Source organism: Streptomyces sp. NPDC004561, assembly GCF_053602155.1.
Window position 1 is genome coordinate 20,825 of sequence record NZ_JBSGDB010000006.1, and the last position, 21,979, is coordinate 42,803.

A 21,979-nucleotide genomic window follows, 5' to 3' on the forward strand; every position below is an offset into this window, starting at 1 on the left:
CCCGGTGTGCGGCGTGTCACTGATCGGCGCGGTCGGCCGCCCAGCGGCGCCGGACTGCTTCTTCGTGTTCGGACTCTTCCAACGCCAGCTCCAGCGCTGCGAGTTCTTCCCGCAAGCGAGGGATCCAGTGCCGGCGCAGGGCGCGGACCCGCTGCCGCGTCCTTCCGGCTTCGGCGGCCAGCAGGTCGGCGGCCGCCCTGTGGGCGGCGAGGTCCGCCGCGGCCCCGACCGCGGCACGGTACGCCGTCTCGGCTTGTGAGAGTGCCGTGTTGGGCGGAGTGGGCTCCGCAGGGGAGCGTACGGGGGCCTTCCACTCCACTGCCGCGGGATGGCGTACGCCCATGAGTGCGGCCCACTGGATGTCGACACGCGCCCGGTTCGCCGGCGCCGCTTGGACCAGCGCGTGTTCGCCGCCCAGCAGCACCCCTCGGAGCAGCCAGGTGTCCGCGTCGGCCAGCTTTCCCCTCCACACGTGGTCCGCGTCCTCTGCTGCCCGCCGTGCCGTCTGCTCGCGGTCCAGCAGGAGACGGAGTTTGCGTTCCAGCAGGTCGGCCCCGCGCACCGCTGTGGCGAGATTGCGGCGCAGCCGCAGGCGCCCGGCTCGTCCTGCCGGAGCCCGGCGGCGCCGCGGGCTCATTGCGGCTCCTCGCCTCGTGGCGGAGCATGGACGTCGAGCAGGTCGGCCGGGAGCATGCCGAGCTGGCTGCGTGGCAGGGTGAGCAGCACCTCCCAGGCGCGGTCCAGAGATTCCTCCAACGGCCTGTTCTCGTCATTGCGTTGCGCGAGGAACCGGTGCCGGAAGGCGTCCTCCAGGTCCAGGTGGCGCAGATCGGTGGGGCTGAGCGCGGAACGGCCGATGAGGTCGGCGAGTTCCGCCACCTGCCGGGACCGGGCCAGGGCGGCGATCAGCTGTGCTGCGACGGCCGGATGGTCGGGGCGCGTCCGTCCCGCTCCGGTTCCCTTGCGCATGAGGCGTGAGAGCGAGGAGAGCGGATCCACGGGCGGATAGACGCCGGTGGCCTGCACCTCGGCCGAGAGCACGATCTGGCCTTCCGTGATGTAGCCGGTGAGGTCGGGGACGGGATGGGTGATGTCGCCCGCGGGCATGGTGAGCACCGGCACGATGGTGACCGACCCCGGTCGCCCCCGGATCCGGCCGCAGCGTTCGTAGAGGGAGGCGAGGTCGCTGTAGAGGTAGCCGGGATAGGCGCGCCGAGCCGGTATCTCGCCGCGTGCCGCGGACACTTCGCGCAGTGCTTCGGCGTAGGCGGTCATGTCCGTCATCACCACCAGCACGTGCCGGCCTTCCACGAAGGCCAGCTGTTCGGCGACGGTCAGGGCGAGTCGTGGGGTGAGCAGCCGTTCGATCACCGGGTCGTCGGCGGTGTTGAGCAACAGGACCAGTTCCCGTGCGGCGGAACGCGCGGCGAGCCCGTCACGGACGAACGCCGTGTCGGCGTGGGTGAGCCCCATCCCGGCGAAAACGACGGCGAACGGCTCACCCCCGCAGGTCGCCTGAGCCGCGATCTGTACGGCCAGTTCCAGGTGCGGAAGGCCGGCCGTCGAGAACACCGGCAGCTTCTGGCCCCGCACCAGCGTGGTCAGCACATCCACGGCGCCCACGCCGGTGAGCACCGGCTCGTCCGGTGGTTCCCGGCGTACCGGGTTGATCGGCGCGCCGCCGACCGCCGCGTACGATTCACCGAGCACCGGCGGTCCGCCGTCCGCGGGCTCGCCCCGGCCGTTGCACACCCGCCCCAGCCACCCGCCGCCCACCGGAATCCGCAGCGGCGTCCCCGAGAAGGCGACACGGGTGCCGGAACGGTTCATACCGGCCGTGTCCTCCAGCACCTGCACCACCGCGAGCGCGTGGTCCACCTCCAGGACCAGGCCGTGGCGTCGTTCACCGGAGTCCAGGACGATCGTGGCGAACTCGTCCCAGCCCACCCCGCTCACCCCTTCGACGACCACCAGCGGGCCGCGCAACTCCCGCACGCCCGTGTACTCGATGCCGACCGCGCCGCTCACGTCGTCTCCTTGAGCCGGGCCAGCACGAGGTCACGGGCCGCCGTCACCGGAGCGGTCTCCGCGGGGCCCGCCTGCTCCCGCGCCCGGAGGAGGGGGGTGAAGTCGACCGCTTCGACGGCATCCGCCTGGGTACCGGAGTCCACCAGCTCCAGACAGCGGTCGATCACGGCCAGCACAGCCTCCACCAAGGCCGCCGTCTTCTCGGGCGTGCTGTAGGCGTCCGCCGGGGACAGCGCGTTCTGCTGGATCACGGCCTCACGCAGCAGCCGACCGGCCAGCACGGTGATCCGCTCGCGGGGCGGCAGAGCGGTGATGCCGACCAGTTCGACCAGGTCCGCCAAGCGGTCCGCCTCCGCCAGCTGCCCCGCCACGCGCCCGCGCCGCTCGGCCCACTCGGGGTCACCGGCCCGCGCATGCGCGACGGCCAGTGCGGCGGCGTCCCGGGAGAAGGACTCCGACCACGAAACGGCCGGATAGTGGCGGGCGTAGGCGAGTTCGCGGTCCAGGCTCCACAGGCACCGGACGAACCGCTCGGTGTGCGCGGTGACGGGCTCGGTGCGGTCGCCGCCCGGCGGGGACACCGCGCCGATCACGGTGACGGATCCGGTCGTGCCGCCGAGCGTGCGAACGGTCGCCGCCCGCTCGTAGAACGCGGCCAGCTGGGAGGCCAGCCCCGCCGGATAGCCCTCCTCGGCCGGGAGTTCGCCCATACGGGAGGCGAACTCGCGCAGTGCCTCCGCCCAGCGGGAGGTCGAGTCGGCGATGAGTACGACGGCAAGACCCATGTCGCGGAAGTACTCCGCGACCGTCGCGCCCGTGTGCACACTGGCCTCGCGGGCCATCATCGGCATGTTGGAGGTGTTCGCGATCGTCACCGTCCGCTCCGCCAGCCGGCCCCCGGTCCGTGGGTCGACCAGCTCCGCCAGTTCCTCGATGACGTCCGCCATCTCGTTGCCGCGCTCGCCGCAGCCGACGTAGACGATCACATCCGCGTCGCACCACTTGGCGATCTGCTGCAGCAGCATGGTCTTGCCGGTGCCGAAGCCGCCGGGGACGGCAACCGCGCTGCCGCGCGCCACCGGGAAGAGGAGGTCCACGGCGCGCTGTCCGGTGTTCAAGGGCATGTCCGCCGGCAACCGGCCGGCCACCGGTCGTGGCCTGCGCACGGGCCACGACTGCGTCATGCGCACCTCGTACCCGCCGACCACTGCCAGTACGTCGTCCGCGGAGTACTCGCCCTCCCTCGCGATCCGTGTCACCTTGCCGGACCGGTCCGGCGGCGCCAGAAGCCGCAGCCGTACACTCGCGCCGATCTCTCCGAGGACGTCGCCGGGCTCGACCGAGGCTCCCTTCGGCATCGACGGCGAGAACGGCCGATCGACAAGATCTCGTTCGCCGCTCTGAGACCCGCTGGTCGTGAGAAGGTCGCCGATGCCGGCCAGGGGCCGCAGCAGACCGTCGTACACACCGCCGAGGAGATCGGGGGTCAACCGCACCGACAGTGGCCGCCCCTGGGGCTCCGCGGGATGGCCGGGGGCCAGCCCGCCGGTGTACTCGTAGGCCTGGACGGTGGCTGTGTCGCCGTGGATGGCGACGACCTCGCCCGGCAGCCGGGCCGCACCGAGCGCGACCAGGTCGTGCATGGCCGTCGTGGCAGGGCAGGTGATCTCAACGAGGGGCCCGGCGACGCGGAGAACGTGCGGGCGGTCCGCATGGCCGGGTGCCGTGGCACTGGTCGTTATGTGCGGGAACGGGCGCGCGCCGGGCGCATCCGACGCCTGGCCGCCGATGCCGCTCACGGCGGTCCCCACAGCGACTCGACCCGGACACCCAGCCGGTCCAGGGCCGCGTCGGCGAGGGTGTCCGCCGACAGATCGAGCCGGCGGCCCGGCACCTCGGCCGTCACCCCGCCCCCCGGCGCGGCCGTGACCCGTGCGTCCGGGCCCAACTCGCCCCGGGCCACCCCCGCGAGGCGCGACGGTGAAACCGCGCCCTCCGCCAGCGCGCCCCGCACACCTGCACGGATCGCGGCCCTCAGCGCTCCGTAGACCTCGGCACGGGCCGCGAGTTCCGCCGCCCAGGCGTCCTGCGCGGCCCGCACCCGCTCCCGGTCCGCCTCGGCCGCGCCGTCGGCCTCGCCGAGCCTCCGGGCCCGGTCGAGCACCGCCTCCGCCGTGGCGCGAGCCGCGCGCAGAGTTTCCTCGGCGTCGGCGCGCGCACGGTCCAGTACGGTGGCGGCCGCGGCCTGTGCCGCGCGCAGCAACTCGGCCCGCACGGGGTCCAGCGCCTCGACGGGTGCGGTCATGGAGGCATCACCACCGTCAACGGGCGGGCCGGGTCCGGCGCCCTCGCCGCGCCCCCCAGTGCGCCGGCGGCCTCGGCCGTGAGAATCACCAGGCCGACCGTGTCCGGCAAAGCCCGCCAGGCCGCGCGTACGGCTTCCGGCCCCTCCGCCACCAGGACCTCGACGCCGGCGAGTGCCAGTCCGCACACGTCGGTCCGGGCGCCGATGGCGGCCACGGTGCCCATCGTCACGCCTTTCCGATCAGCAGGATCGCGACCACCAGCCCGTACACGGCGATGCCCTCCGCCAGTCCGACGATCACCATCGCCCGGCCGAACATCTCGGGTCGTTCACTCAACGCGGCCAGCGCCGCAGCGCCCGTATAGGCGACGGCTATCGCGGCGCCTATCGACGCGCCGGCCACCGCGATGGCCGCCCCGATCAAGGCGGATCCGCCCACTCCGCCTGTTGCGGCGGCCTGGGCCGAGGCGTGGGCCGGGCCCGTCAGGGCCGTGGCGAGGACGACCATGGCCCCGACCAGCAGAGCGAGGTTCGTGCCCAGGAGCCAGCGGAAGGCGTGTCTGGTCCGGTGCCGCCGCAGGAGCCGGACGGCGCCGAATACCGCGACCAGGACCGGCAGGACGATCAGCCAGACGAGCATGGGATCACCTTCGCAGCGGGATCGGCAGGCTCCGCCGGGGGAACGTGCCAGGGACGGAACGGGCGGCCCTCGGTCTCGAAGAGCCGGGAGAAGAGCTCGTAGTACTCCAGCCGCAGGGCCTGCACACCGGCCACCAGAGCCTCCAGGGCGAAGGACACGGTCGTGCCCACGGCGAACAGCAGGGCGGCACCCGCGACTCCAGCGGTGCCACGCCCTGCCAGAGCCGTGCTGCCGCGCCACACCAGATCGGCGAGGGCGGCATGAGTGAGGCCGAAGGCCGCCAGCCGGGCGAACGACAGGGTGTTGGTGCCCGTACGCACGACGACGTCGAACAGGCGCACCAGCGTCTCGGCGACTCCCGCGCCTCCGCCCGCCGTGGCACGGAACAGGCCGAGTGCCACCAGCGCCAGTCCGGCCAGGCCCATCGCGGCTCCCCCGAGCGCCGCCCACCGCATGTGGAGCAGCAGGCCGGCAACGGCCAGTGCCAGACCCAGGTAGAACAGCAGCCCGGCGCAGCCGGACGCCCCGTACAACCCCGTGCTCCAGCCGCCCTCGCGCACCCGGTTCAGCGCGCCGGCGGCATGCGCGAGGGCCAGCAGACCAGTTCCGAGGACGACGGCCGCTGCCAGCAGACGTGCGGGGTCGTCGAGGGGGTTCAGCCACAGCACCGGGAGCAGTCCGGTCGGCCCGAAGAACTCGCCGTACGCGGCGCCCGCAAGCATGGAGGCGATGCCGGCGCCCGCGAGGAACGGCCACAACGGGCGGAGCCGAGCCCATCGCCGTGGCTGCCCGAACCGGAAGGCGATGGCGCCCAGTACCAGCAGCCCCCCGTGGCCCACGTCCCCGAACATGATCCCGAACATCGCGACATAGATGAGGCCCGCCGGCCACGAGGGATCGAGATCCACATACGCGGGTGTGCCGTACGTCGTCACCAGGGGGGTGAAAGACGCGGAGCGGGCCGGGCGCAGGAAGGTCGGAGGATCGGTTCCACGCGGGGACGGCAGCGGCAGCAGCGCCCCGCCCGCCGTGGCCAGCCGACCCGCGACGCGGGGCACCTCGGCGGCCGGGCACCACCCGGCCAGCGCGGCCACCTCCCCACGCCGAACGGCACTTTCCGCCCGCTCCTCCAACTGAGCCTCACCAGCCAACAGGACGAGATCGCCGCGCCGTTCGAGCCGATCGAGGTCGGGAGGGCCGGCGGCCAGGGCGACCGACGAGGCGTTCTGGGGCGCGGTCGTCGTCCCATGGCCCAGCAAGCGCTGCAACCGCACTGCCGCCGCTCCCGGTGCGGCTTCCTCGGCACGGTCCAGTTCCACGCAGCCCTCCTCGGCGATCCGCACCAACGCGCCTCGCAGGGCCGCCTCCGGTACGACCACCGCCACACGGCACATCCGCACCGGTGTCATCGCCTCAGACCAGGGCATCGAACACCTCCCCAGGGCGTCCCCCACGCGCCGCCGACTCCAGGGCCGCCCGCACCCGCCAGGCGTCCACGGACAGCACCGCGACCGCGCCGACCACCACGCGGGGCCCGCACAGGCTCTCCCGCAGCATCGTCGCGCCGTCGGCTTGCACCGTCTGCCACCAGCGGACCTCGGCCCGCCACAGCGCGGCCGGCTCGTCGACGTCCGCCAGGACCCAGCGGGCCGCCGGGGGCAGGCCCTCGCGGAGCTCCTGGTACGAGGCGGCGACCGGAGCCCCCGCGCCCAGCAGCCGGGCCGCGTCTCGCCGCGCGGGCTCCGGAAGAGAGCGCCGGTGTACGAAGAGTTCGCGCGCCGCCAGCAGTACCGCTCGTCCCTGGGCCCAGCGGCGGGCGGACGGAACGGCGACGGCGGTCCGCCGAGCGGCTGCCATCCGCATGCCCGTGACCAGGGCCCACGGAGTGTCCCCGCCAGGATCGCCCCAGGGCGAGGCGGCGAGCGCCGCCCGAAGTTCCGCAGGCGTGCCCGCACGTTCCAGACCGCGCCAAGCGGTCTCCAACGCCCCCAGGCGGTAGGGCGGTGGTGCCACGGGGGCTCGGGGACCGTCCGGTGCGGGCAGGCGGGAGATCACGTTGGCGATCTCGAAGCCGGCGGCGAGCGGAATCAGCATGCGGGCCCCGCCTCGCGGCAGCCATCCGGCGAGCACCCGTAGATGCCACAGCAAGGTGTCGGCAACCGCCCGCTGCGCCTCGGGCAAGCCCACCGCCGTCCGCGCGTGTCGTGCGTACGGCGTCGTGGCCAGGCGCTGCAGGGCGTCGTCCAGCGCTGGACCGCGCGCGATCTCCCGCGCGCCGGCGGCCCCCGGGTGCCGGCCGGCCAGGGCCTTGGCCCTCACGGTTCCGGCAACCCACCCGGCGGTCATGGCTCTCCTCGTGCCCCATCCGTGAGACGCAGGGCATCCGCCACTGCGACGTCCACCAGGTGGGGCATGCGTTCCCCGGCCCGCTCACGGACCGCCGAAGCCGTGCGGTTCCCTTCGGTGCGCACTGCCTCGGCCTCCCGCAGGGCCTGCTGGACGACGGGCTCCGCGGCCTGCTGACGGACCCCTGGAGCCTGCTCCCCGGCGGCCGCCACAAGGCGTTCCGCTTCCCCCGCGGCCTCCTGCCGAAGCGTCTGCGCCGCCTTCTCAGCAGCGACCCTCACATCGGCAGCCCGCTGCTGAACACCCGTCAGCTGTGCCAGCATCGGGGCGAGTTCTGCCTCGCGCTCGGCCGTACGGTCCACGGGCACCCCTGTGGCGGACGCGCCCGGCGTGCCCGCCGGACGGAACCGCTCCAGGAAGTCCCGCAGGCTCATCGGCGGCCTCCTGCCGGTCGGCTGCTCCTTCAGTCTCACCGTTCCTCGTCCGCCCCGCACCGCATAGGGCCGTCACGCCGTTTCACCAGGGCCGTTCGGCTCTTGGCATGGGCAGGAAGAGCGAAAGACTGGGACGGTAGCCGATTCGACGGAGTCAGGAGGCCGCCGTGAACGCGCACGAGAACTCCCGTGCCGAGGCCGAAGCCCGACGAAATGTGCCCTCGCGCCCCTGGAGCACCGATGAGGCGGCACGACAGGACATGATGCTGCGCTACCTGGGAGCCCTGGCCACGGCCGCGGCCAAACACTCGGACACGGCGGCGAAGCTTCCGGGTGCCGATGAGCGCGCACCGACGGCCACCGCGGCACCTCCGAGTCCGGCACCTCCCACCGAACCCGGGCCGCCTTTGATCCGGGACGTGATGGACGTGCCCGCCGTCTACGTTCGCGAAGACCTGCCGTATCGCGAGATCGCCCGCTCGCTGGCACGCGAGCAGGCGGGCGCGCTACCGGTGGTTGACGCCGACGACCATGTGGTCGGCGTCGTCTCGGAGTCCGATCTGCTGGCGAAGGTCGCCTTCGAGGCCTCCGGGCACCGTCCCGGACGCATCGGCAGGCTGCGCGAGCGCCGGATGCATGGAAAGAGCCGTGGAGAGACGGCCGCCGACCTGATGACGAGCCCCGCGATCACGGTACTCCCCGGCACGACGGTCGCCGAGGCCGCCTGGCTCGCCGCGCTGTCCCGGCTGAAGCGCATGCCGGTCACCGATCGCCAGGGGCGCCTGGTGGGCGTCGTGCGCCGTGACGCCCTGCTTCAGGCGCTGATCAGGGACGATGCCGGCATCCAGGCGGAGGTGCTGGCCATGATCGGAGCCTGCTGTCCACCGGCTGACCGGGAGGGCGTGGAGGTGACCGTGCACGACGGCACAGTGGAGCTGACCGGGCGGATGCCCTCGGCGACCATGGCCCGGCTGGTGGCCGAGGTCGAAGGGATCGCCGACGTCGTCGAGGTGAAGAACCTGCTCACTGCCGCCTGAACCCTCGCCGGGGACGTGCGGGCGCAGCGCGGGGCCCCGCGCCAGCGCATGTTCGGCCGTGTCCGCGTCGCCCACCACAGAGATGTCCGGTTGCGCGTCGAAGAGGTCGGCTAGGCCGCGTCGTACGACCTCGTGGTCGTCGAGCAGGAACACGCGGATCGGCTCCTGCTCACTGAAGGTGCGTGTTTCGGTCATGGCGCCCCCACGTGCAGCTGACGTTGACAGGCCGGCGGGCTGTCCCAAGGATCGATCATCACGTGCCGGAAACGGCTGCACCAGGGTCGACCGGCCCAGGCGCCCCGTCCTCATACCGGGTCCGGTCACCGTGTCACGGTGTCGTGAGCGAGGCCGAACTCCACGTCCACCACCCCTTCGACGGCCCTGACCAAGCGCGCTGCCACCGGGACGAGGGCGGTGTCACGGATCCGGCCGGTGAGCGTCACGACACCGTTGTTCACCGCCACCCGTACGGCCGACGCCGGCGGCGGGAAGAGATACGAGGTGATTTCGCGCCGTACCTGCTCGGCGATGTCCTCGTCGTCGCGCAGGAAGACCTTGAGGAGGTCGGCACGGCTGACGACGCCCGCCAGCAGACCGGTGCCGTCCAACACCGGCAGCCTCTTGACTCCCTCGTGCGCCATGATGCGCGCGGCCGCGGCGAGGGTGGCGTCGGCCCGGACCGTGACGGCAGGGGAGGTCATGAGGTCTCCCGCCGTGAGCGCGCCCGCCTTCGCCACGTCGACAGGTTGCCTCAGTTGGAGATAGCCCGCGTCCGGGTCGTCCCGGAGTTCCTCCTTGGGCAGAAGGTCGGCCTCGGAGACCACGCCGACCACACGGCCCTCGCCCTCGATCACGGGCAGGGCGCTGACCTGCCAGTCCTGCATCAGCTCGACGATCTCCTTGAAGGGGGCCCGGCGGCCGACGGCGGCGACCGTCTGGGTCATGACATCGCTGACGATGTGCGGGGTGCCGTACATGGGTGACTCCACAAGGGCCTCGATGGGGTGTCCGGCATCTCCCAGAGTGGGCCGGAAGGCGGGAATCGGGCCAGGGGCCGCCCGGCCCTCGCCCGGGCCCATCGGGCTTCCGTGCCGCGGAGGGTCGGTCGGTCCATGACGGGGGCCGTGTGGCCCCTGATCCGCGAGTCGCGGCGGCGCCACGCTGATACCGCAACCCTCAACCGGGAGGCGGAGACCATGTCACGAACCGTCACCGCAGGCCTCGACGACTCGCCCGAGAGCCGCGCCGCGGTCGAGTGGGCGGCGCGCGAGGCACTGTTGCGCGGCCTGCCCCTCAAGATCGTTTACGTCCGGGAGCCAACTCACAGGATCAGGGCCTGGACCCCGCTGCTGGACCCCGAGACTTATCGGCAGTGGGCCGAGCAGTGGACACGCGAGACGGCGGAAGGCGTCCGGCTGCGCCACCCGGGCATCGAGGTGATCACCGAACAGCTGACGGGGACCGCGGCCGACATTCTGTGCGAGGCCGCGGGCTACGCGGAGATGCTGGTGCTGGGCTCACGGGGCCTCGGCGGACTCGAGGGATTCATGGTCGGCTCGGTCAGCCTGGCCGCCGTGGCCCGCGCCGAGCGCCCGGTGGTGATGGTGCGGGCGGGCGAGCAGGCCGCCGACGAGCACAGGATGGATCCGGCGGGCGTGCCGTCCGCCGTCGCGCCGTTCCGGCCCGTGGTGCTCGGCCTCGACATCGAGCAGCCGGACGACACATTGCTGGAGTTCGCCTTCGACGCCGCCGCACGCCGCGAGACCTCGCTGCGGGCCGTTTACGCGTGGCCCGAGCCGCCGACCTCCTTCTACCGTTTCTCAGGCGACGCCGAACTCTACGACTCGCTGGAGCGCGGTCAAGCCGCTCTCCTGAACAAGGTGCTTCGCCCCTGGCGACAGAAGTTCCCGGATGTCGAGGTGCTCGAGGCGAGCCGGTGCGGCAGCGCCGCGCAGGTCCTCGTCAACGATTCCCGAGACGCCTCGCTGGTGGTCGTCGGCCGGCGCATCCGCACCAGCTCCTTCGGTGCTCATATCGGCCACGTCACCCATGCCGCCCTGCACCACATTTCAGCCCCCGTCGCTGTCGTCGCACACAGCTGACTCACCCGGTCAGGAGGAAGCCATGCCGGCACCGGAGGCCCGTTCCGACGGAGCGTCCCTGGACCTTCCGATCGTCGTCGGCGTCGACGGCTGCGAGCCGAGCCTGAGGGCCGTCGACTGGGCCGCCGACGAGGCGGCCCTGCGCGGCGCGTCGCTGCGACTGGTGCACGCCTCGCTCTGGGAACGCTATGAGGGCGCATCAGTGGCCCCCGACCTTGCTGAGCCGTCCGAGGAATTGATGGTCGAGGACATCATCGGAACCGCCGAGCGGCGTGCCCGCCTTCGGCAGCCGGGCGTCAAGGTCACCACCGACGTACTGCCCGAGGAACCGGAGTACAGCCTGATACGGGAGAGCCGCAGCGCTCTCGCGCTGGTCGTGGGCTGCCGTGGCCGCAGCAGTGTGACCGAGGCGCTCCTCGGCTCCGTCAGCCTCGAAGTGGCCGGTCACGCGCACTGCCCGGTGATCGTGCTGCGCGGCAGCCATGACAACCGGGCCCGCCCAGGCGCTCGTGGCAGGATCGTCCTGGGGGTCGGTGGGAAGCCCGCGCGGTCGGCCGCCGCGCGGTTCGCGGTCGAGGAGGCTCTGCTGCGCGGAGTCCCGCTGGACGCCGTACGGGCCTGGCGTCGCCCTGTGCACGAGGCCTCCCGGCATCCGCTGATCGTCGGAGAACCGGCCAACCTGCAGGAGCGGCAGGCAGCGGAACTGGTCGAGGAGGCGTTGCGGGACGCTCCGAGGGGCTTGCAGGCCCAGCGGCACACGGTCGAGGGCTTCGCACGCGATGCCCTGCTGGCGATGTCGCGTGAGGCCGACCTGCTCGTCGTCGGGGCTCGTCGCCGCCAGGGCCACTTCGGTCTGCAACTCGGCCGGGTCGCCCACGGCGTACTCCATCACGCGGTCTGCCCCGTGGCCGTGGTACCGGAGCCTGTCTGAGCCGGGCACGGGTGGCGGACCTCGTCCGGAGGCCGGCTGCGGCCCCTGAAATGGAGACGGTTGAAATGGAGACGGTAGGTGCCCGAATCGCCTTGCAGCGTCCTGCGGGAAGCTGCGAAAGGACACCGAGCCATGCCCATCGCGGTCGACGCCCACTGGGAACGTCGGACGCCACGTCGTCGTCCTGCTGCTGCGCGCCGGAATTCGCCCGCTGGTAATGTGCCTGACCCAGCGTCATGACGACTCCTTCATGATGTGCCGATCGGAGCCGTGCGGCACCGTCGCAGAGTGCCCGGTGGGCCAGGCCAGGGCGCGGGTGATGTCGGCGACGGTGAGAATGCCGGTGAGGCGTCCTCCGTCGAGGACCACCGCTCGGCGTACGGGACTCGTCTCCAGCCGGGGCAGCAGGTCGAGCACGGGTTCCCCGGGGCCGGCCACGACGATGTCGTCGATCGGACGCATCACCTCGCGGACGGTCGTGGTCGCACGCGCGGGGGCCGGTGTCGCCTGGACGCTCCGCACCGCGAGCAGACCGGCCACCGAACCGTCGCACGTCAGCACCGGAAAGGCCGAATGGCGGTAGGGACCGAAGGGTCCCTCGGACACGAAGTCGGCGATGGTCGCCGTGTCCGGTACGGTGACCGGGTCCGGGGTCATGACGCGGCTGACCGGAACACCGTCCAGTACGCTCCGCATCTCGGCTTGGCGACCTTCCGCGGTCGCCGCGCTGATGAGGAACCATCCGATCAGCGCGGGCCACAGGCCGGACAGGTTGTGTCCGAACAACACTGCGGCGAACCCGGCCAGTACCATGAACCAGCCCAGCGCTCGGCCCGCCGCGGACGCGCCCCGCGTGGCCCGGAGCCGGTCGCCCGTGCGGTGCCACAGGTACGCGCGCAGCAGCCGTCCACCGTCGAGGGGGGAGGCGGGCAGCGCGTTGAAGACGGCCAGCAGAATGTTGATCGCGGACAGCCAGACGACCGCCTCGACGATGAGGCCGGACGTGTGCATGGCGAGCAGCCCTGCGGCGACGCCGGCAAGAACACCACCGACCAGCAGACTGGTGAGTGGCCCGACGGAGGCCATGCGCAGCTCCGCGGCCGGCGTGGGTGCCTCGCTGCGCAGGCGGGCCGCGCCGCCGAGCATCCACAGGGTGATGCCTTCGACCTGCACGCCGTTACGGCGGGCGACAACGGCGTGCGCCAGCTCGTGTGCCAGCAGCGAGGTGAGGAAGGCGACCGCCGCGAGCAGGGCCAGACCCCAGTACCCCAGGGCGGGGTGGCCCGGATGGGCGGCCGGCAGTTGGCCGCGCGCAAGCGAGACGGTCACCAGCGCGACAATGACCAGGACACTCCAGTGCAGGCCGACTCGTACTCCGGCGATCCGACCGAGGGACACCGTCTCGTTCATGAACCTCGCCTCATCCTCCGGTGCCGGCGGGCCGCCGAGCGGGCCCGGCGGCTGCGAGCGGTAGGGCTCCTGACACCTTGAGAAACCTCTGCTTCAGCTCGTCTTCGGGCCCCACTGCGGTCCCAGCAGCTCCCATTCGTGGTCCCAGTGGGCCATGCGGCGCCGGTCGAGCCGTACCCGCGCCATGACGGCGGCACCGACCACCGGGGCGGCGACGGCCAGGGCGGCAGCGGCTCCGAAGAGGGCGGCCTCGACATGTCCCTGGGTCCGGCCCGTCGGCGGCGAGAGCATGAGCCGGCCGTGGTCGTCCTGCCAGACCGTCACCCTGGCTCCGGCCTTCAGGCTTTCGTCCACCAGGGTGTGCCCGGTGCGGGAGATGCCGTCGGGAGCCGTCCAGCGCACGGAGCCCTGGACGCGGCCCTTTGTCGACCAGTCCCCGGTCACGCTGCGCGGTGCGTCGGCGAGCAGGACGGCGGCGACCGGACGCCGGTGGGCTCGCTGTTGCGCGAACTCGTGCTCGGTGCCGCTGACCGCAGCGAGTGCGGCGACGGCGCCGGCAACCACTACGACCAACCAGGTGACCAGGACGATCCAGGCCTCGACGACATCCTCATGCCGCCGCAGCGGATTGCTCCGCCACCGCCACAGCCGCTTCGTGGTGCCCATGACGGAACACCTCCTTGCGAGGTCGCCTATCTCGACGGTGACTCCGGGGCGGCCGCCCCCACAGGGGCCGAGGGGCCTTGGCCGGCGGGCCACCCGGTCCCACAACCGAGGGCGGGACAGACCATGGGGCCCAACTGGAGGTGTGGCGTGTGCGGCCTCTCGCGGGTGGTGCGTGACTCCCGGGCACAGTGCTGGTAAGCCCTGGGCGAGCGGACGTCGGGGAGCTGTGGGGCGGATCGACCCGGGCCCTTACACCGGACGCGGGACCACCGCGTGAGCGGCCGACGCGACACACGGCGGCCGTATCACCCGCGCGATCGGGCCGTCCGCTGGTCATGCGCCTCGACGAGGAGGATCCCGGTGACCAGCTCAGGACGGATGCGCACCGCCTGATCCATGTCCTCCACGGGCGCCCAGGGCTCCAACAAGGTCTGGATGCGGGCCATTTCGGTCGGATCGTTCACCACGTGGGCGTATCCGGTGACGACCACGCTCCAGCCGAGGTGGGTGTCGGGGTCGATGGCGTCGGCTTCGTAGGCCACGACGACGTCCGCGTCGACGGCCTCCTCCGCATGGGACGTCAGGGCCGGCCCCTCATGGGTGCGGATGACGATGTCGCCGCCGTCCAGGACGTGGTTGACCGGGCGGACGGTGGGCAGGGCCTGCCGGGTGAACACGATCCGTCCCATCGACACGCTGCCCAGCAAGCGCAGCGCCTCGGCATAGTCGAGGTCGATCCGCCTGTGCGCCGGGTCGTGGGTGCGGGGCATGGTCCCTCTCACCTGCTGTCAATGGCTTCCGCGCCGTACAGTGCCGCCCGGCCGGCCTCTAGCCGGGCTACCGGCACCCGGAACGGCGAGCATGAGACGTAGTCCAGGCCGGCGGCGTGGAAGAAGTGGATCGACTCCGGGTCGCCGCCGTGTTCGCCGCAGACGCCGGTCTGCAGATCTGGACGCACCGCACGTCCCTCCTCGACGGCGATCCTGACCAGCCGGCCCACGCCCTCCCGGTCGAGTGTCTCGAACGGCGAGGCGGCGAGGACGCCCTTGTCGAGGTAGGCGGAGAAGAACGCGGCTTCCACGTCGTCGCGGGAGAAGCCCCAGGTGGTCTGGGTGAGGTCGTTGGTGCCGAAGGAGAAGAACTCCGCCTCCTCGGCGATCCGGCCCGAAGTGAGCGCGGCCCGGGGCAGTTCGATCATCGTGCCGACCGGGCAGTGGACGGGCACGCCTGTCTCCTCACCGACCTCCGCCAGCACTCGTGTGACCTCCTCGCGGGCCAGTCGGAGTTCCTCGACCGCGCCGACCAGCGGGACCATGATCTCCGCGTGCGGTGAGCCGCCCGCGCGGGTGCGCTCGACGACTGCCTCGCCGATCGCCCGTACCTGCATCGCGACCAGGCCGGGAACCACCAGCCCGAGCCGCACGCCTCGCAGGCCGAGCATCGGATTCTCTTCGTGCATCCGGTTCACCGCGTCGAGCAACTCCACGTCGTGGGCATCCGGTTGTTCTCCCGTGGCCTTCACTGCCGCGATCCGCACGGCCAGATCGGTGCGGTCGGGCAGGAACTCGTGCAGCGGCGGGTCGAGCAGCCGGATGGTCACCGGCAGACCGTCCATCGCCTGGAGAAGGCCCGTGAAGTCCTGGCGCTGGAACGGCAGAAGAGCCGCCAGCGCGCGGCCGCGATCCGCCTCCGTACGGGCCAGGATCATGTCCTCGACCAGTTTGCGCCGTTCACCGAGGAACATGTGCTCAGTGCGGCACAGCCCGATGCCCTGAGCCCCGAAACGCCGGGCTCGCGCCGCGTCCTCGGGAGTGTCGGCGTTGGCCCGCACCTGAAGCCTCCGGACGGAGTCGGCGTGTTCCAGAGCCCGGACCACCGCGGAGACGACGCTGTCGGCCTGCTCGCCGCTCTCCAGGTACCGCATGGTCGCCGAGGCGGCCAAGGGCACGGCCCCGGGGTACACGGCGCCCGTCGAACCGTCGACCGAGATGACGGTGCCCTCCTCCACGACGGTGCCGTCCCGGGCGGTGAAACGTCGTGCACCGGCGTTGACGGTGACGTCCTGCGCGCCGCACACGCATACCTTGCCCATCCCCCGGGCGACGACGGCCGCGTGGCTGGTCTTGCCGCCCCGGCCGGTCAGCACCGCCTGCGCGGCGACCATGCCGGGCAGGTCGTCCGGAGTTGTCTCCTCGCGGACGAGGACCACCTTCTCGCCGGCAGCGGCACGGCGCAGCGCCTCCGCCGAGTCGAACACGGCGGCACCCACCGCGGCGCCCGGTGACGCCGGCACGCCGTGCGCGATTGGCTCACCGGTGGCGGTGGTGTCGAAACGGGGGAACATCAGCCGCACGAGTCCGTCGCCGCTGACCCGCGCCAGGCCCTCGTCAGCGCTGATGAGTCCCTCCTCCACCAGCTCGGCGGCGATGGCGAAGGCGGCCTCGGCCGTGCGTTTGCCCACCCGGATCTGCAGCATCCACAGTGTCCTGCGTTCGATCGTGAACTCGATGTCGCACAGGTCGCGGTAATGGCGCTCCAGCGTCTGCGCGTGGTCACGCAGCCCTCGGTACGACACCGGGTCCAGCTGCTCCAGTTCGGCCAGCGACACGGCGTTCCGCACGCCCGACACGACGTCCTCGCCCTGCGCGTTCGGCAGGTAGTCGCCGTAGAGTCCGGGACGCCCGGTGGCCGGGTCGCGGGTGAAGGCGACGCCGCTGCCGGAGTCGGGACCGAGGTTGCCGAACACCATGCGCTGCACGGTGACGGCGGTACCGAGGTCGTCGGGGATGTGCTCGCGGCGCCGGTAGAGGCGGGCACGCTCGGCGTTCCAGGACCGGAACACGGCGAGCACCGCCTGGTGCAGCTGTTCGGCGGGGGACTGCGGGAAGTCGCGGCCCGTCTCGTCGCGGATCAGCCGCTTGTACGTCTCCACGAGCCAGGCCAGGTCGCTCGCGTCCAGGTGCAGGTCGTCGGGGGCCTCGCGAGCCTCCTTCAGCAGGGTCATGGCCTCGTCGAACAGGGCCTGGTCGACGCCCAGGACCGTGGTGCCGTACATCTGGAGGAGCCGCCGATAGGAGTCCCAGGCGAAGCGTTCACTGCCGGCGACCTTGGCCAGACCGAGGACCGAGTCGTCGTTCAGGCCGATGTCCAGGACGGTCTCCATCATGCCGGGCATGGAGAAGCGCGCCCCGGAACGGACGGACACCAGCAGCGGATCGTCGGGTTGCCCCAGAGGCCGCCCGGCGGTCGTCTCCAGGGCCGACAGATGCCGGGAGATCTCCGCCGACAGACCCTCGGGTTCGTCACCGGTCGCCAGGAAGGCCCGGCAGGCCTCCGTGGTGACGATGAACCCCGGAGGCACCGGCAGCCCCAGGCGGGTCATCTCGGCCAGGTTCGCGCCCTTGCCCCCGAGCAGTCCGGCCAGGTCGCGGCTGCCGTCCTGGAAGTCGTACACAAAGCGGTTCATGACGCCACTCCCGGACCCTCGCGGTGTAGGCCTCCTCCCAGCCTGGAGCGGCGACGGCACGCCGGGGGAGGTGCCCACTGTCCCGCAAGGTGGGCCGATCGGCCCACGCCTGCGGAGGGTGTGGCGCGTGCGGGTGCTGAGGCGAGCCCTTGGCGTCCTGACGACCGCGCTGTCCCCGACCGTTGCGGAAGGCTAATGTGACATATGGCCCCGAGTGTCCATCTCTTGCGGACGAAGGGGTCTGGAGGCGCGGGGTGGCAGGCCCGGAGGAGCCCACCGTTCGATTGCCGCAACTCAAGATCGATGAGCTGTTGGAGGAGTTGCGGGCACGGATCAGTGCGGCCCGGGGCACCCAGGACCGCGTGCACAGCCTCTTGGAGGCGGTGCTCTCCGTGGGACGGGAGCTCGACCTCGAACAGGTCTTGCGTTCGATCGTCGAGTCGGCCGCCGTGCTGGTCGACGCCGACTACGCCGCTCTGGGCGTCATCGGGTCCGACGGCAGGTCCTTGTCGGCTTTCCACACCGTCGGTGTGAGCGAGAAGCAGATCGCCGATATCGGTCACTGTCCAGCGGGCCACGGCATCCTCGGCGAAGTGATCCAGCACCCCGAGCCGCTCCGTCTGGAGAAACTCTCCCAGCACCCGGCTTCCTACGGATTTCCGCCCCACCATCCGCCGATGAACAGTTTCCTGGGGGTGCCCATCCGGGTCCGGGACCGGGTCTTCGGCAATCTCTACCTGACCGAGAAGCGCAGCGGGAGACAGTTCGACGAGGACGACGAGTCGGTGCTGTGCACGCTCGCTGTCGCCGCAGGCGTGGCCATCGACAACGCCCGACTGTACGAGCAGTCCCGGCTGCGTGAGCGCCGCCTTCTGGCGAACGCCGAGATCAGCCACAGCCTCATGTCCGGCAGTGCCCGTACCGTAGCCCTCAAACTGATCGCCGAGCGCGCCCGCGAACTGATGGGGGCGGCCCTGGCGGCGGTGGCGATGCCCATGAACGGCAGCGAGTCCCTCACCGTCGAGATCGCCGTGGGCATGGACGCGGACGCGCACCGTGGGCTGGTTCTGCCCCTGTCCGGAACGCTGATGGGCATGGCCTTCTCCGCCGCCGCCCCGGTCGCGAGCGACGATGCGACGGAGGACGATCGCATTTCTCCCGAGCCGCCGCGGTTCGAGGGGCTGGGACCGGCCGTGGCCGTCCCCATCGGTAGCGGACAAGGCGGTGTCCGAGGCGTGGTGTTGGTGGCCCGCGAGATGGGCCGGCCCATGTTCTCGGGCAAGGAGACCGAGATGTTGCAGGGCTTCGCCGCGCAGGCCGCCATCGCGATGGAACTGGCCGAGCGCCGCAGGGACGCCGAACAGATCGCCGTGCTGCAGGACCGCGACCGGATCGCCCGTGACCTGCACGACCTGGCCATCCAACGGCTCTTCGCCACCGGAATGACGCTGCAGAGCGCGGGCCGCTTCATCGAACACCCGGAGGCCGCCGAACGCGTGCTGAGGGCGGTGGACGACCTCGACGAGACGATCAAGATCATCAGGTCGGCGATCTTCGGGCTGCGTTCCCGGCCGGGCGGCGCGGGCGACGGTTTGCGGGCCCGGGTCGTGCGTGTGGTGGGCGAGGAGATCCCGGTGCTCGGCTTCGCCCCGAGCGTGCGAATGGAAGGCCTGCTCGACACCGACGTGCCGCGTGAGATCGCCGACCACATCGTGGCGGTCCTCTCCGAAGCACTCACCAACATCGCCCGCCATGCCCACGCCGACCGCGCACAGGTCGTGCTGACGACCGATGGCCACGAGGTGTTCCTGACGGTCTCGGACAACGGCGTCGGCATCCCGTCCGACGGCCGGCGCAGCGGGCTGCGCAACATGGCCGAGCGGGCGAAGCAGTCGGGTGGGCGCATGGAGGTGTCCGGTCTTGACGGGGGCGGCGCGACGCTGTGCTGGCAGGTACCTCTTCCCAGCGCATGAGTGCGGACACGTGTGGAGCCGGGCTGCCTCGGGGCACGGGAACTCAGGTCACCGACAGCCTGGCGAAGGGCCCTGGTACGGGCCACTTGGCCCATGTCGGGGGGCGGGCCGTCGGAGCAGCCTGGAGGTGTCGTAGACCGGCACCCGGCCCGTCGGAGGACGCTATGAACGGCACCCCCACCGTCGTGAACGACGTGATGACCCGCACGGTCGTCGCCCTTCGCACGGGGGCGGCGTACAAGGACATCGTGCGGACGATGCGGGAATGGCACGTGAGTGCCCTCCCGGTGCTGGACGAGGGCGAGCGTGTCGTCGGCGTGGTGTCCGAGGCGGATCTGCTGTGCAAGGAGGAGTACAGCGAAGGCGTCGTGGGCCGGTACGGGCGGACAGGGCACCTCGCCGACGTCCACAAGGCCGACGCGGTGACGGCAGGGGAACTGATGACCACGCCGGCCGTCACCGTGGCGTCCCACACCACTCTTGCCCAGGCCGCGCGCACCATGGCGCGCACACGGGTCAAGCGACTGCCTGTCGTCGACCGCGACGGAAATCTGAAGGGCATCGTCAGCCGGTCCGACCTACTGAAGGTCTTCCTGCGGAACGACGTGGACATCGCCGAGGACGTCCGGCGCGAGGTCGTCGCACGGCTGTTCGGCGCACAGGGGGAAGCGATCCGGATCGGCGTGCGCGACGGCGTGGTCACGCTGTCCGGCCAGGTGCACGAAAGGCCTCTGATTCCGCTTGCCATCCATTTGACGCGGACCGTGGCCGGCGTGGTGGACGTGCACGGCGCGCTGACCGGGTCGCCCCACCACCCGGATCCCGATCCGGATCTGCCGGACCCGCAGCGGTCGGCGTCTGCCTGACGACGGCCGGCGTCACGCGCGTGGCGGCGGGCCGATGGCGGGTACACCGTCCACCAAGGTGGCGGTGGCGCCGGCGGCCCAACGCGCTCAAGCGGCGCAGCGATGTCGTCGAGGCCTGGATCATGCCGGTCACCTGGGCCCTTGTCCTCCTCGGCGGAGTAGTCGGCGGCGGCGATGACGAAGGCCGGGTGTGGGCGACCGTGCGCTGGACGGACGCGGACGGCTCTGTCCACACGTGTCTTGCCGACGTCCTGCCGGGCGCGCTCGCGGGAAGCAGGCTGACCGTGTGGACGGGCCGTCACGGCCCCATCGTCCGCCCACCGCTCGACGGGACGGATGCGATGGTGCAGATGGTCATGAGCGGTGCCCTCGTGGCCCCGCCGACGGCTGCGACGGTCTGCGCCGCAGGCCGGCTGATCCGCGCACGGCTCGTGCGGCGGCGCCTCGCCGAACGGGGTGAGGAGTGGAACCAGGTCGGTCCGGAGTGGGCCGAACTCGGCGGAGGCCGCAGCAGATGGCCGCCCTTGACGCCCGAACCGGCCCGCTGTGCGGCCCACTCCGGGGTTGTAGCTCAAAGTCACCCGGCATCGGCGGCGATGAGTCGGCAGTCCACGCCCACGACCCCTTCGACGCCCCGCACCAGCCGAGTGGCCAACGGAATCCGCCCGGCGTCGCTGACGCGTCCGGTGAGGGTCGCGACGCCGTCGGTCACCATGATGTGCACGGGTTCGATCGGGGCCGGGAAGAGGACGTCGACGATGTCCCGGCGGATCTCGTCGGCGAGTTCGTTGTCCGGGCGCAGGAACACCTTCAGCAGATCGCCACGGCTGACCACGCCCTCGAGCACGCCTATGGCGCTCACCACGGGCAGTCGCTTGACGTGCCGCAGTGCCATGATGCGTGCCGCCTCGGCGAGCGTGGCGTCGGCGTGCACGGTGACCGCCGGCGTGCTCATCAGCTCCTCGGCCGTGACCGCTCCGGCCTTGGCGAGGTCGGGCAGGCGGCGCAGCTGGGTGTACCGGTCCGGGTCGCTGTCCCGGAACTCCTCCTTGAGCAGCAGGTCGGCCTCGGAGACCACTCCGATCACCCGGCCGTCGCCCTCCAGCACCGGAAGTGCGCTGACCTGCCACTGCTCCATGCGCTCGACGATTTCCTTGAACGGGGCCTTGCGGCCGACCGCCACGGCGGCGCGCGTCATGACGTCGACCACCCGGTGCGGGCTGTTGCGCATCTTCACTCCTCGAAATCCCGGCTGTGGCGAGCACCCCCGCCCTCATACCAGGCTGCCGCTGCCGTACGGGGCGTAGAGGTCGAGCAGCCGGATGCGGGAGGCGTGCAGCCGCTGGGCGGCCACCCGTCCCACCCACACGGCTACGGCCCGGCCGAACTCGGCGTCTTCCGCGCACGTCGTGCGCACGGCCTCGGCGTCGAACTCCCAGGCCCGCACCGGGCTCGTCGCTTCGGCACCGAGGTGCCAGACGTACGGCGGGAAGTGCCAGGACCAACCGACCAGTTCACCGCTCCCCAGCGTCTCGATGAGCGCGGAACGACGGCCGGGGACGTGCAGATCGAGGGCGACGGTGCCGGTACGCACGATCCAGAAGCGATCGGCCCGATGCCCCTCCTCGAACAGGCGGGTGCCGGCGTCGAAGGAGACCTCGCGGGCCAGGCACATCAGCCGTTCGCGATGCAAGGGCTCGAGGGCCGCGTTCATGGCGGTGGCGGAGGTCATGGCACCCGCTCCCTTCATGGGGTCGTCGATCCCAGCGTGCGCG

At 71.8% G+C, this 21,979-nt stretch carries 21 protein-coding genes and 2 pseudogenes; 6 read left to right on the forward strand and 17 right to left on the reverse strand.

The features are described 5' to 3' along the window. Window positions 1-16: 16 nt before the first annotated feature. From ACWEN3_RS01575 to ACWEN3_RS01615, 9 genes are all read right to left on the reverse strand, one after another. On the reverse strand, window positions 17-637 hold the full coding sequence (locus ACWEN3_RS01575) for a V-type ATP synthase subunit D (protein ID WP_452964232.1): 621 nt from the start codon (window positions 635-637) through the stop codon (window positions 17-19). Continuing rightward, the gene (locus ACWEN3_RS01580; protein ID WP_452964234.1) at window positions 634-2,028 is read right to left on the reverse strand and encodes a V-type ATP synthase subunit B; all 1,395 of its coding nucleotides are present in this window, start codon (window positions 2,026-2,028) and stop codon (window positions 634-636) included. Before ACWEN3_RS01580 ends, ACWEN3_RS01575 begins: the two co-directional genes overlap by 4 nt. Beyond that, window positions 2,025-3,671: a V-type ATP synthase subunit A gene (locus ACWEN3_RS01585; protein WP_452964236.1), complete on the reverse strand. Its 1,647-nt coding sequence runs from the start codon at window positions 3,669-3,671 to the stop codon at window positions 2,025-2,027. The genes ACWEN3_RS01580 and ACWEN3_RS01585 overlap by 4 nt, the downstream gene beginning before the upstream one ends. 152 nt (window positions 3,672-3,823) lie before the next feature. Then, window positions 3,824-4,333 carry a hypothetical protein gene (locus ACWEN3_RS01590; protein ID WP_452964237.1) on the reverse strand — a complete coding sequence of 170 codons (510 nt, stop codon included), beginning with the start codon at window positions 4,331-4,333 and terminating at the stop codon, window positions 3,824-3,826. Beyond that, on the reverse strand, window positions 4,330-4,557 hold the full coding sequence (locus ACWEN3_RS01595; RefSeq protein ID WP_452964312.1) for a hypothetical protein: 228 nt from the start codon (window positions 4,555-4,557) through the stop codon (window positions 4,330-4,332). The genes ACWEN3_RS01590 and ACWEN3_RS01595 overlap by 4 nt, the downstream gene beginning before the upstream one ends. A 2-nt stretch (window positions 4,558-4,559) precedes the next feature. Further along, entirely contained in the window at window positions 4,560-4,973 is a 414-nt protein-coding gene (locus ACWEN3_RS01600; RefSeq protein ID WP_452964240.1) for an ATP synthase subunit C, read from the reverse strand. Beyond that, the gene (locus ACWEN3_RS01605) at window positions 4,958-6,400 is read right to left on the reverse strand and encodes a V-type ATPase 116kDa subunit family protein (RefSeq protein WP_452964242.1); all 1,443 of its coding nucleotides are present in this window, start codon (window positions 6,398-6,400) and stop codon (window positions 4,958-4,960) included. Before ACWEN3_RS01605 ends, ACWEN3_RS01600 begins: the two co-directional genes overlap by 16 nt. Then, window positions 6,387-7,319 (reverse strand): hypothetical protein, encoded by a 933-nt coding sequence (locus ACWEN3_RS01610; protein WP_452964244.1) that lies wholly within the window; start codon window positions 7,317-7,319, stop codon window positions 6,387-6,389. The genes ACWEN3_RS01605 and ACWEN3_RS01610 overlap by 14 nt, the downstream gene beginning before the upstream one ends. Beyond that, complete coding sequence (locus tag ACWEN3_RS01615; protein ID WP_452964247.1) at window positions 7,316-7,753, reverse strand: hypothetical protein; 438 nt, start codon at window positions 7,751-7,753, stop codon at window positions 7,316-7,318. The genes ACWEN3_RS01610 and ACWEN3_RS01615 overlap by 4 nt, the downstream gene beginning before the upstream one ends. 167 nt (window positions 7,754-7,920) lie before the next feature. Here ACWEN3_RS01615 and ACWEN3_RS01620 point away from each other — a divergent pair, with 167 nt between their 5' ends. Continuing rightward, the gene (locus ACWEN3_RS01620; RefSeq protein WP_452964250.1) at window positions 7,921-8,790 is read left to right on the forward strand and encodes a CBS domain-containing protein; all 870 of its coding nucleotides are present in this window, start codon (window positions 7,921-7,923) and stop codon (window positions 8,788-8,790) included. Window positions 8,791-8,802: 12 nt separating this feature from the next. Here ACWEN3_RS01620 and ACWEN3_RS01625 read toward each other — a convergent pair. Together ACWEN3_RS01625 and ACWEN3_RS01630 are read right to left on the reverse strand one after the other, a co-directional pair. Further along, window positions 8,803-8,985 (reverse strand): annotated as a pseudogene (locus tag ACWEN3_RS01625) (response regulator transcription factor); the annotation flags it as partial. 125 nt (window positions 8,986-9,110) lie between these two features. Then, window positions 9,111-9,767, reverse strand: coding sequence for a CBS domain-containing protein (locus ACWEN3_RS01630; protein WP_452964253.1), 657 nt, complete (start codon window positions 9,765-9,767; stop codon window positions 9,111-9,113). A gap of 219 nt (window positions 9,768-9,986) precedes the next feature. Here ACWEN3_RS01630 and ACWEN3_RS01635 point away from each other — a divergent pair, with 219 nt between their 5' ends. Beyond that, window positions 9,987-10,892: a universal stress protein gene (locus tag ACWEN3_RS01635; RefSeq protein WP_452964255.1), complete on the forward strand. Its 906-nt coding sequence runs from the start codon at window positions 9,987-9,989 to the stop codon at window positions 10,890-10,892. 22 nt (window positions 10,893-10,914) lie between these two features. Continuing rightward, window positions 10,915-11,823 carry a universal stress protein gene (locus ACWEN3_RS01640; RefSeq protein WP_452964257.1) on the forward strand — a complete coding sequence of 303 codons (909 nt, stop codon included), beginning with the start codon at window positions 10,915-10,917 and terminating at the stop codon, window positions 11,821-11,823. Window positions 11,824-12,057: 234 nt separating this feature from the next. On the opposite strand, the gene ACWEN3_RS01645 is transcribed toward ACWEN3_RS01640, so the two are convergent. The 4 genes from ACWEN3_RS01645 to ppdK form a co-directional block, all read right to left on the reverse strand. Next, window positions 12,058-13,233 (reverse strand): site-2 protease family protein, encoded by a 1,176-nt coding sequence (locus ACWEN3_RS01645; RefSeq protein WP_452964260.1) that lies wholly within the window; start codon window positions 13,231-13,233, stop codon window positions 12,058-12,060. Between the two features lie 93 nt (window positions 13,234-13,326). Further along, complete coding sequence (locus ACWEN3_RS01650; protein WP_452964262.1) at window positions 13,327-13,899, reverse strand: Rv1733c family protein; 573 nt, start codon at window positions 13,897-13,899, stop codon at window positions 13,327-13,329. Between the two features lie 305 nt (window positions 13,900-14,204). Beyond that, window positions 14,205-14,669, reverse strand: coding sequence for a pyridoxamine 5'-phosphate oxidase family protein (locus ACWEN3_RS01655; protein WP_452964265.1), 465 nt, complete (start codon window positions 14,667-14,669; stop codon window positions 14,205-14,207). 8 nt (window positions 14,670-14,677) lie between these two features. Beyond that, window positions 14,678-17,365 (reverse strand): pyruvate, phosphate dikinase, encoded by a 2,688-nt coding sequence (gene ppdK, locus ACWEN3_RS01660; protein ID WP_452964268.1) that lies wholly within the window; start codon window positions 17,363-17,365, stop codon window positions 14,678-14,680. A gap of 254 nt (window positions 17,366-17,619) precedes the next feature. On the opposite strand from ppdK, the gene ACWEN3_RS01665 reads away from it, so the two are divergent. From ACWEN3_RS01665 to ACWEN3_RS01675, 3 genes and pseudogenes are all read left to right on the forward strand, one after another. After that, window positions 17,620-19,338 (forward strand): sensor histidine kinase, encoded by a 1,719-nt coding sequence (locus ACWEN3_RS01665; protein WP_452964271.1) that lies wholly within the window; start codon window positions 17,620-17,622, stop codon window positions 19,336-19,338. A 164-nt stretch (window positions 19,339-19,502) separates the two neighbouring features. Beyond that, window positions 19,503-20,204, forward strand: coding sequence for a CBS domain-containing protein (locus ACWEN3_RS01670; protein ID WP_452964274.1), 702 nt, complete (start codon window positions 19,503-19,505; stop codon window positions 20,202-20,204). 122 nt (window positions 20,205-20,326) lie between these two features. Continuing rightward, window positions 20,327-20,674: pseudogene (locus tag ACWEN3_RS01675) on the forward strand (hypothetical protein); the annotation flags it as partial. Window positions 20,675-20,781: 107 nt separating this feature from the next. Here the strand turns inward: ACWEN3_RS01675 and ACWEN3_RS01680 are convergent. Then, window positions 20,782-21,435 carry a CBS domain-containing protein gene (locus ACWEN3_RS01680; protein WP_452964276.1) on the reverse strand — a complete coding sequence of 218 codons (654 nt, stop codon included), beginning with the start codon at window positions 21,433-21,435 and terminating at the stop codon, window positions 20,782-20,784. Between the two features lie 42 nt (window positions 21,436-21,477). Next, on the reverse strand, window positions 21,478-21,936 hold the full coding sequence (locus ACWEN3_RS01685; RefSeq protein ID WP_452964278.1) for a Crp/Fnr family transcriptional regulator: 459 nt from the start codon (window positions 21,934-21,936) through the stop codon (window positions 21,478-21,480). Window positions 21,937-21,979: the final 43 nt, after the last annotated feature.

Coding starts and splice junctions, on each gene's coding strand:
- ppdK (WP_452964268.1), bottom strand. CDS start 17,365: ATGAACCGCTTTGTGTACGACTTCCAGGACGGCAGCCGCGACCTGGCC.
- ACWEN3_RS01640 (WP_452964257.1), top strand. CDS start 10,915: ATGCCGGCACCGGAGGCCCGTTCCGACGGAGCGTCCCTGGACCTTCCG.
- ACWEN3_RS01680 (WP_452964276.1), bottom strand. CDS start 21,435: ATGCGCAACAGCCCGCACCGGGTGGTCGACGTCATGACGCGCGCCGCC.
- ACWEN3_RS01595 (WP_452964312.1), bottom strand. CDS start 4,557: ATGGGCACCGTGGCCGCCATCGGCGCCCGGACCGACGTGTGCGGACTG.
- ACWEN3_RS01590 (WP_452964237.1), bottom strand. CDS start 4,333: ATGACCGCACCCGTCGAGGCGCTGGACCCCGTGCGGGCCGAGTTGCTG.
- ACWEN3_RS01605 (WP_452964242.1), bottom strand. CDS start 6,400: ATGCCCTGGTCTGAGGCGATGACACCGGTGCGGATGTGCCGTGTGGCG.
- ACWEN3_RS01610 (WP_452964244.1), bottom strand. CDS start 7,319: ATGACCGCCGGGTGGGTTGCCGGAACCGTGAGGGCCAAGGCCCTGGCC.
- ACWEN3_RS01635 (WP_452964255.1), top strand. CDS start 9,987: ATGTCACGAACCGTCACCGCAGGCCTCGACGACTCGCCCGAGAGCCGC.
- ACWEN3_RS01685 (WP_452964278.1), bottom strand. CDS start 21,936: ATGACCTCCGCCACCGCCATGAACGCGGCCCTCGAGCCCTTGCATCGC.
- ACWEN3_RS01650 (WP_452964262.1), bottom strand. CDS start 13,899: ATGGGCACCACGAAGCGGCTGTGGCGGTGGCGGAGCAATCCGCTGCGG.
- ACWEN3_RS01575 (WP_452964232.1), bottom strand. CDS start 637: ATGAGCCCGCGGCGCCGCCGGGCTCCGGCAGGACGAGCCGGGCGCCTG.
- ACWEN3_RS01615 (WP_452964247.1), bottom strand. CDS start 7,753: ATGAGCCTGCGGGACTTCCTGGAGCGGTTCCGTCCGGCGGGCACGCCG.
- ACWEN3_RS01585 (WP_452964236.1), bottom strand. CDS start 3,671: ATGCACGACCTGGTCGCGCTCGGTGCGGCCCGGCTGCCGGGCGAGGTC.
- ACWEN3_RS01600 (WP_452964240.1), bottom strand. CDS start 4,973: ATGCTCGTCTGGCTGATCGTCCTGCCGGTCCTGGTCGCGGTATTCGGC.
- ACWEN3_RS01655 (WP_452964265.1), bottom strand. CDS start 14,669: ATGCCCCGCACCCACGACCCGGCGCACAGGCGGATCGACCTCGACTAT.
- ACWEN3_RS01670 (WP_452964274.1), top strand. CDS start 19,503: ATGAACGGCACCCCCACCGTCGTGAACGACGTGATGACCCGCACGGTC.
- ACWEN3_RS01630 (WP_452964253.1), bottom strand. CDS start 9,767: ATGTACGGCACCCCGCACATCGTCAGCGATGTCATGACCCAGACGGTC.
- ACWEN3_RS01645 (WP_452964260.1), bottom strand. CDS start 13,233: ATGAACGAGACGGTGTCCCTCGGTCGGATCGCCGGAGTACGAGTCGGC.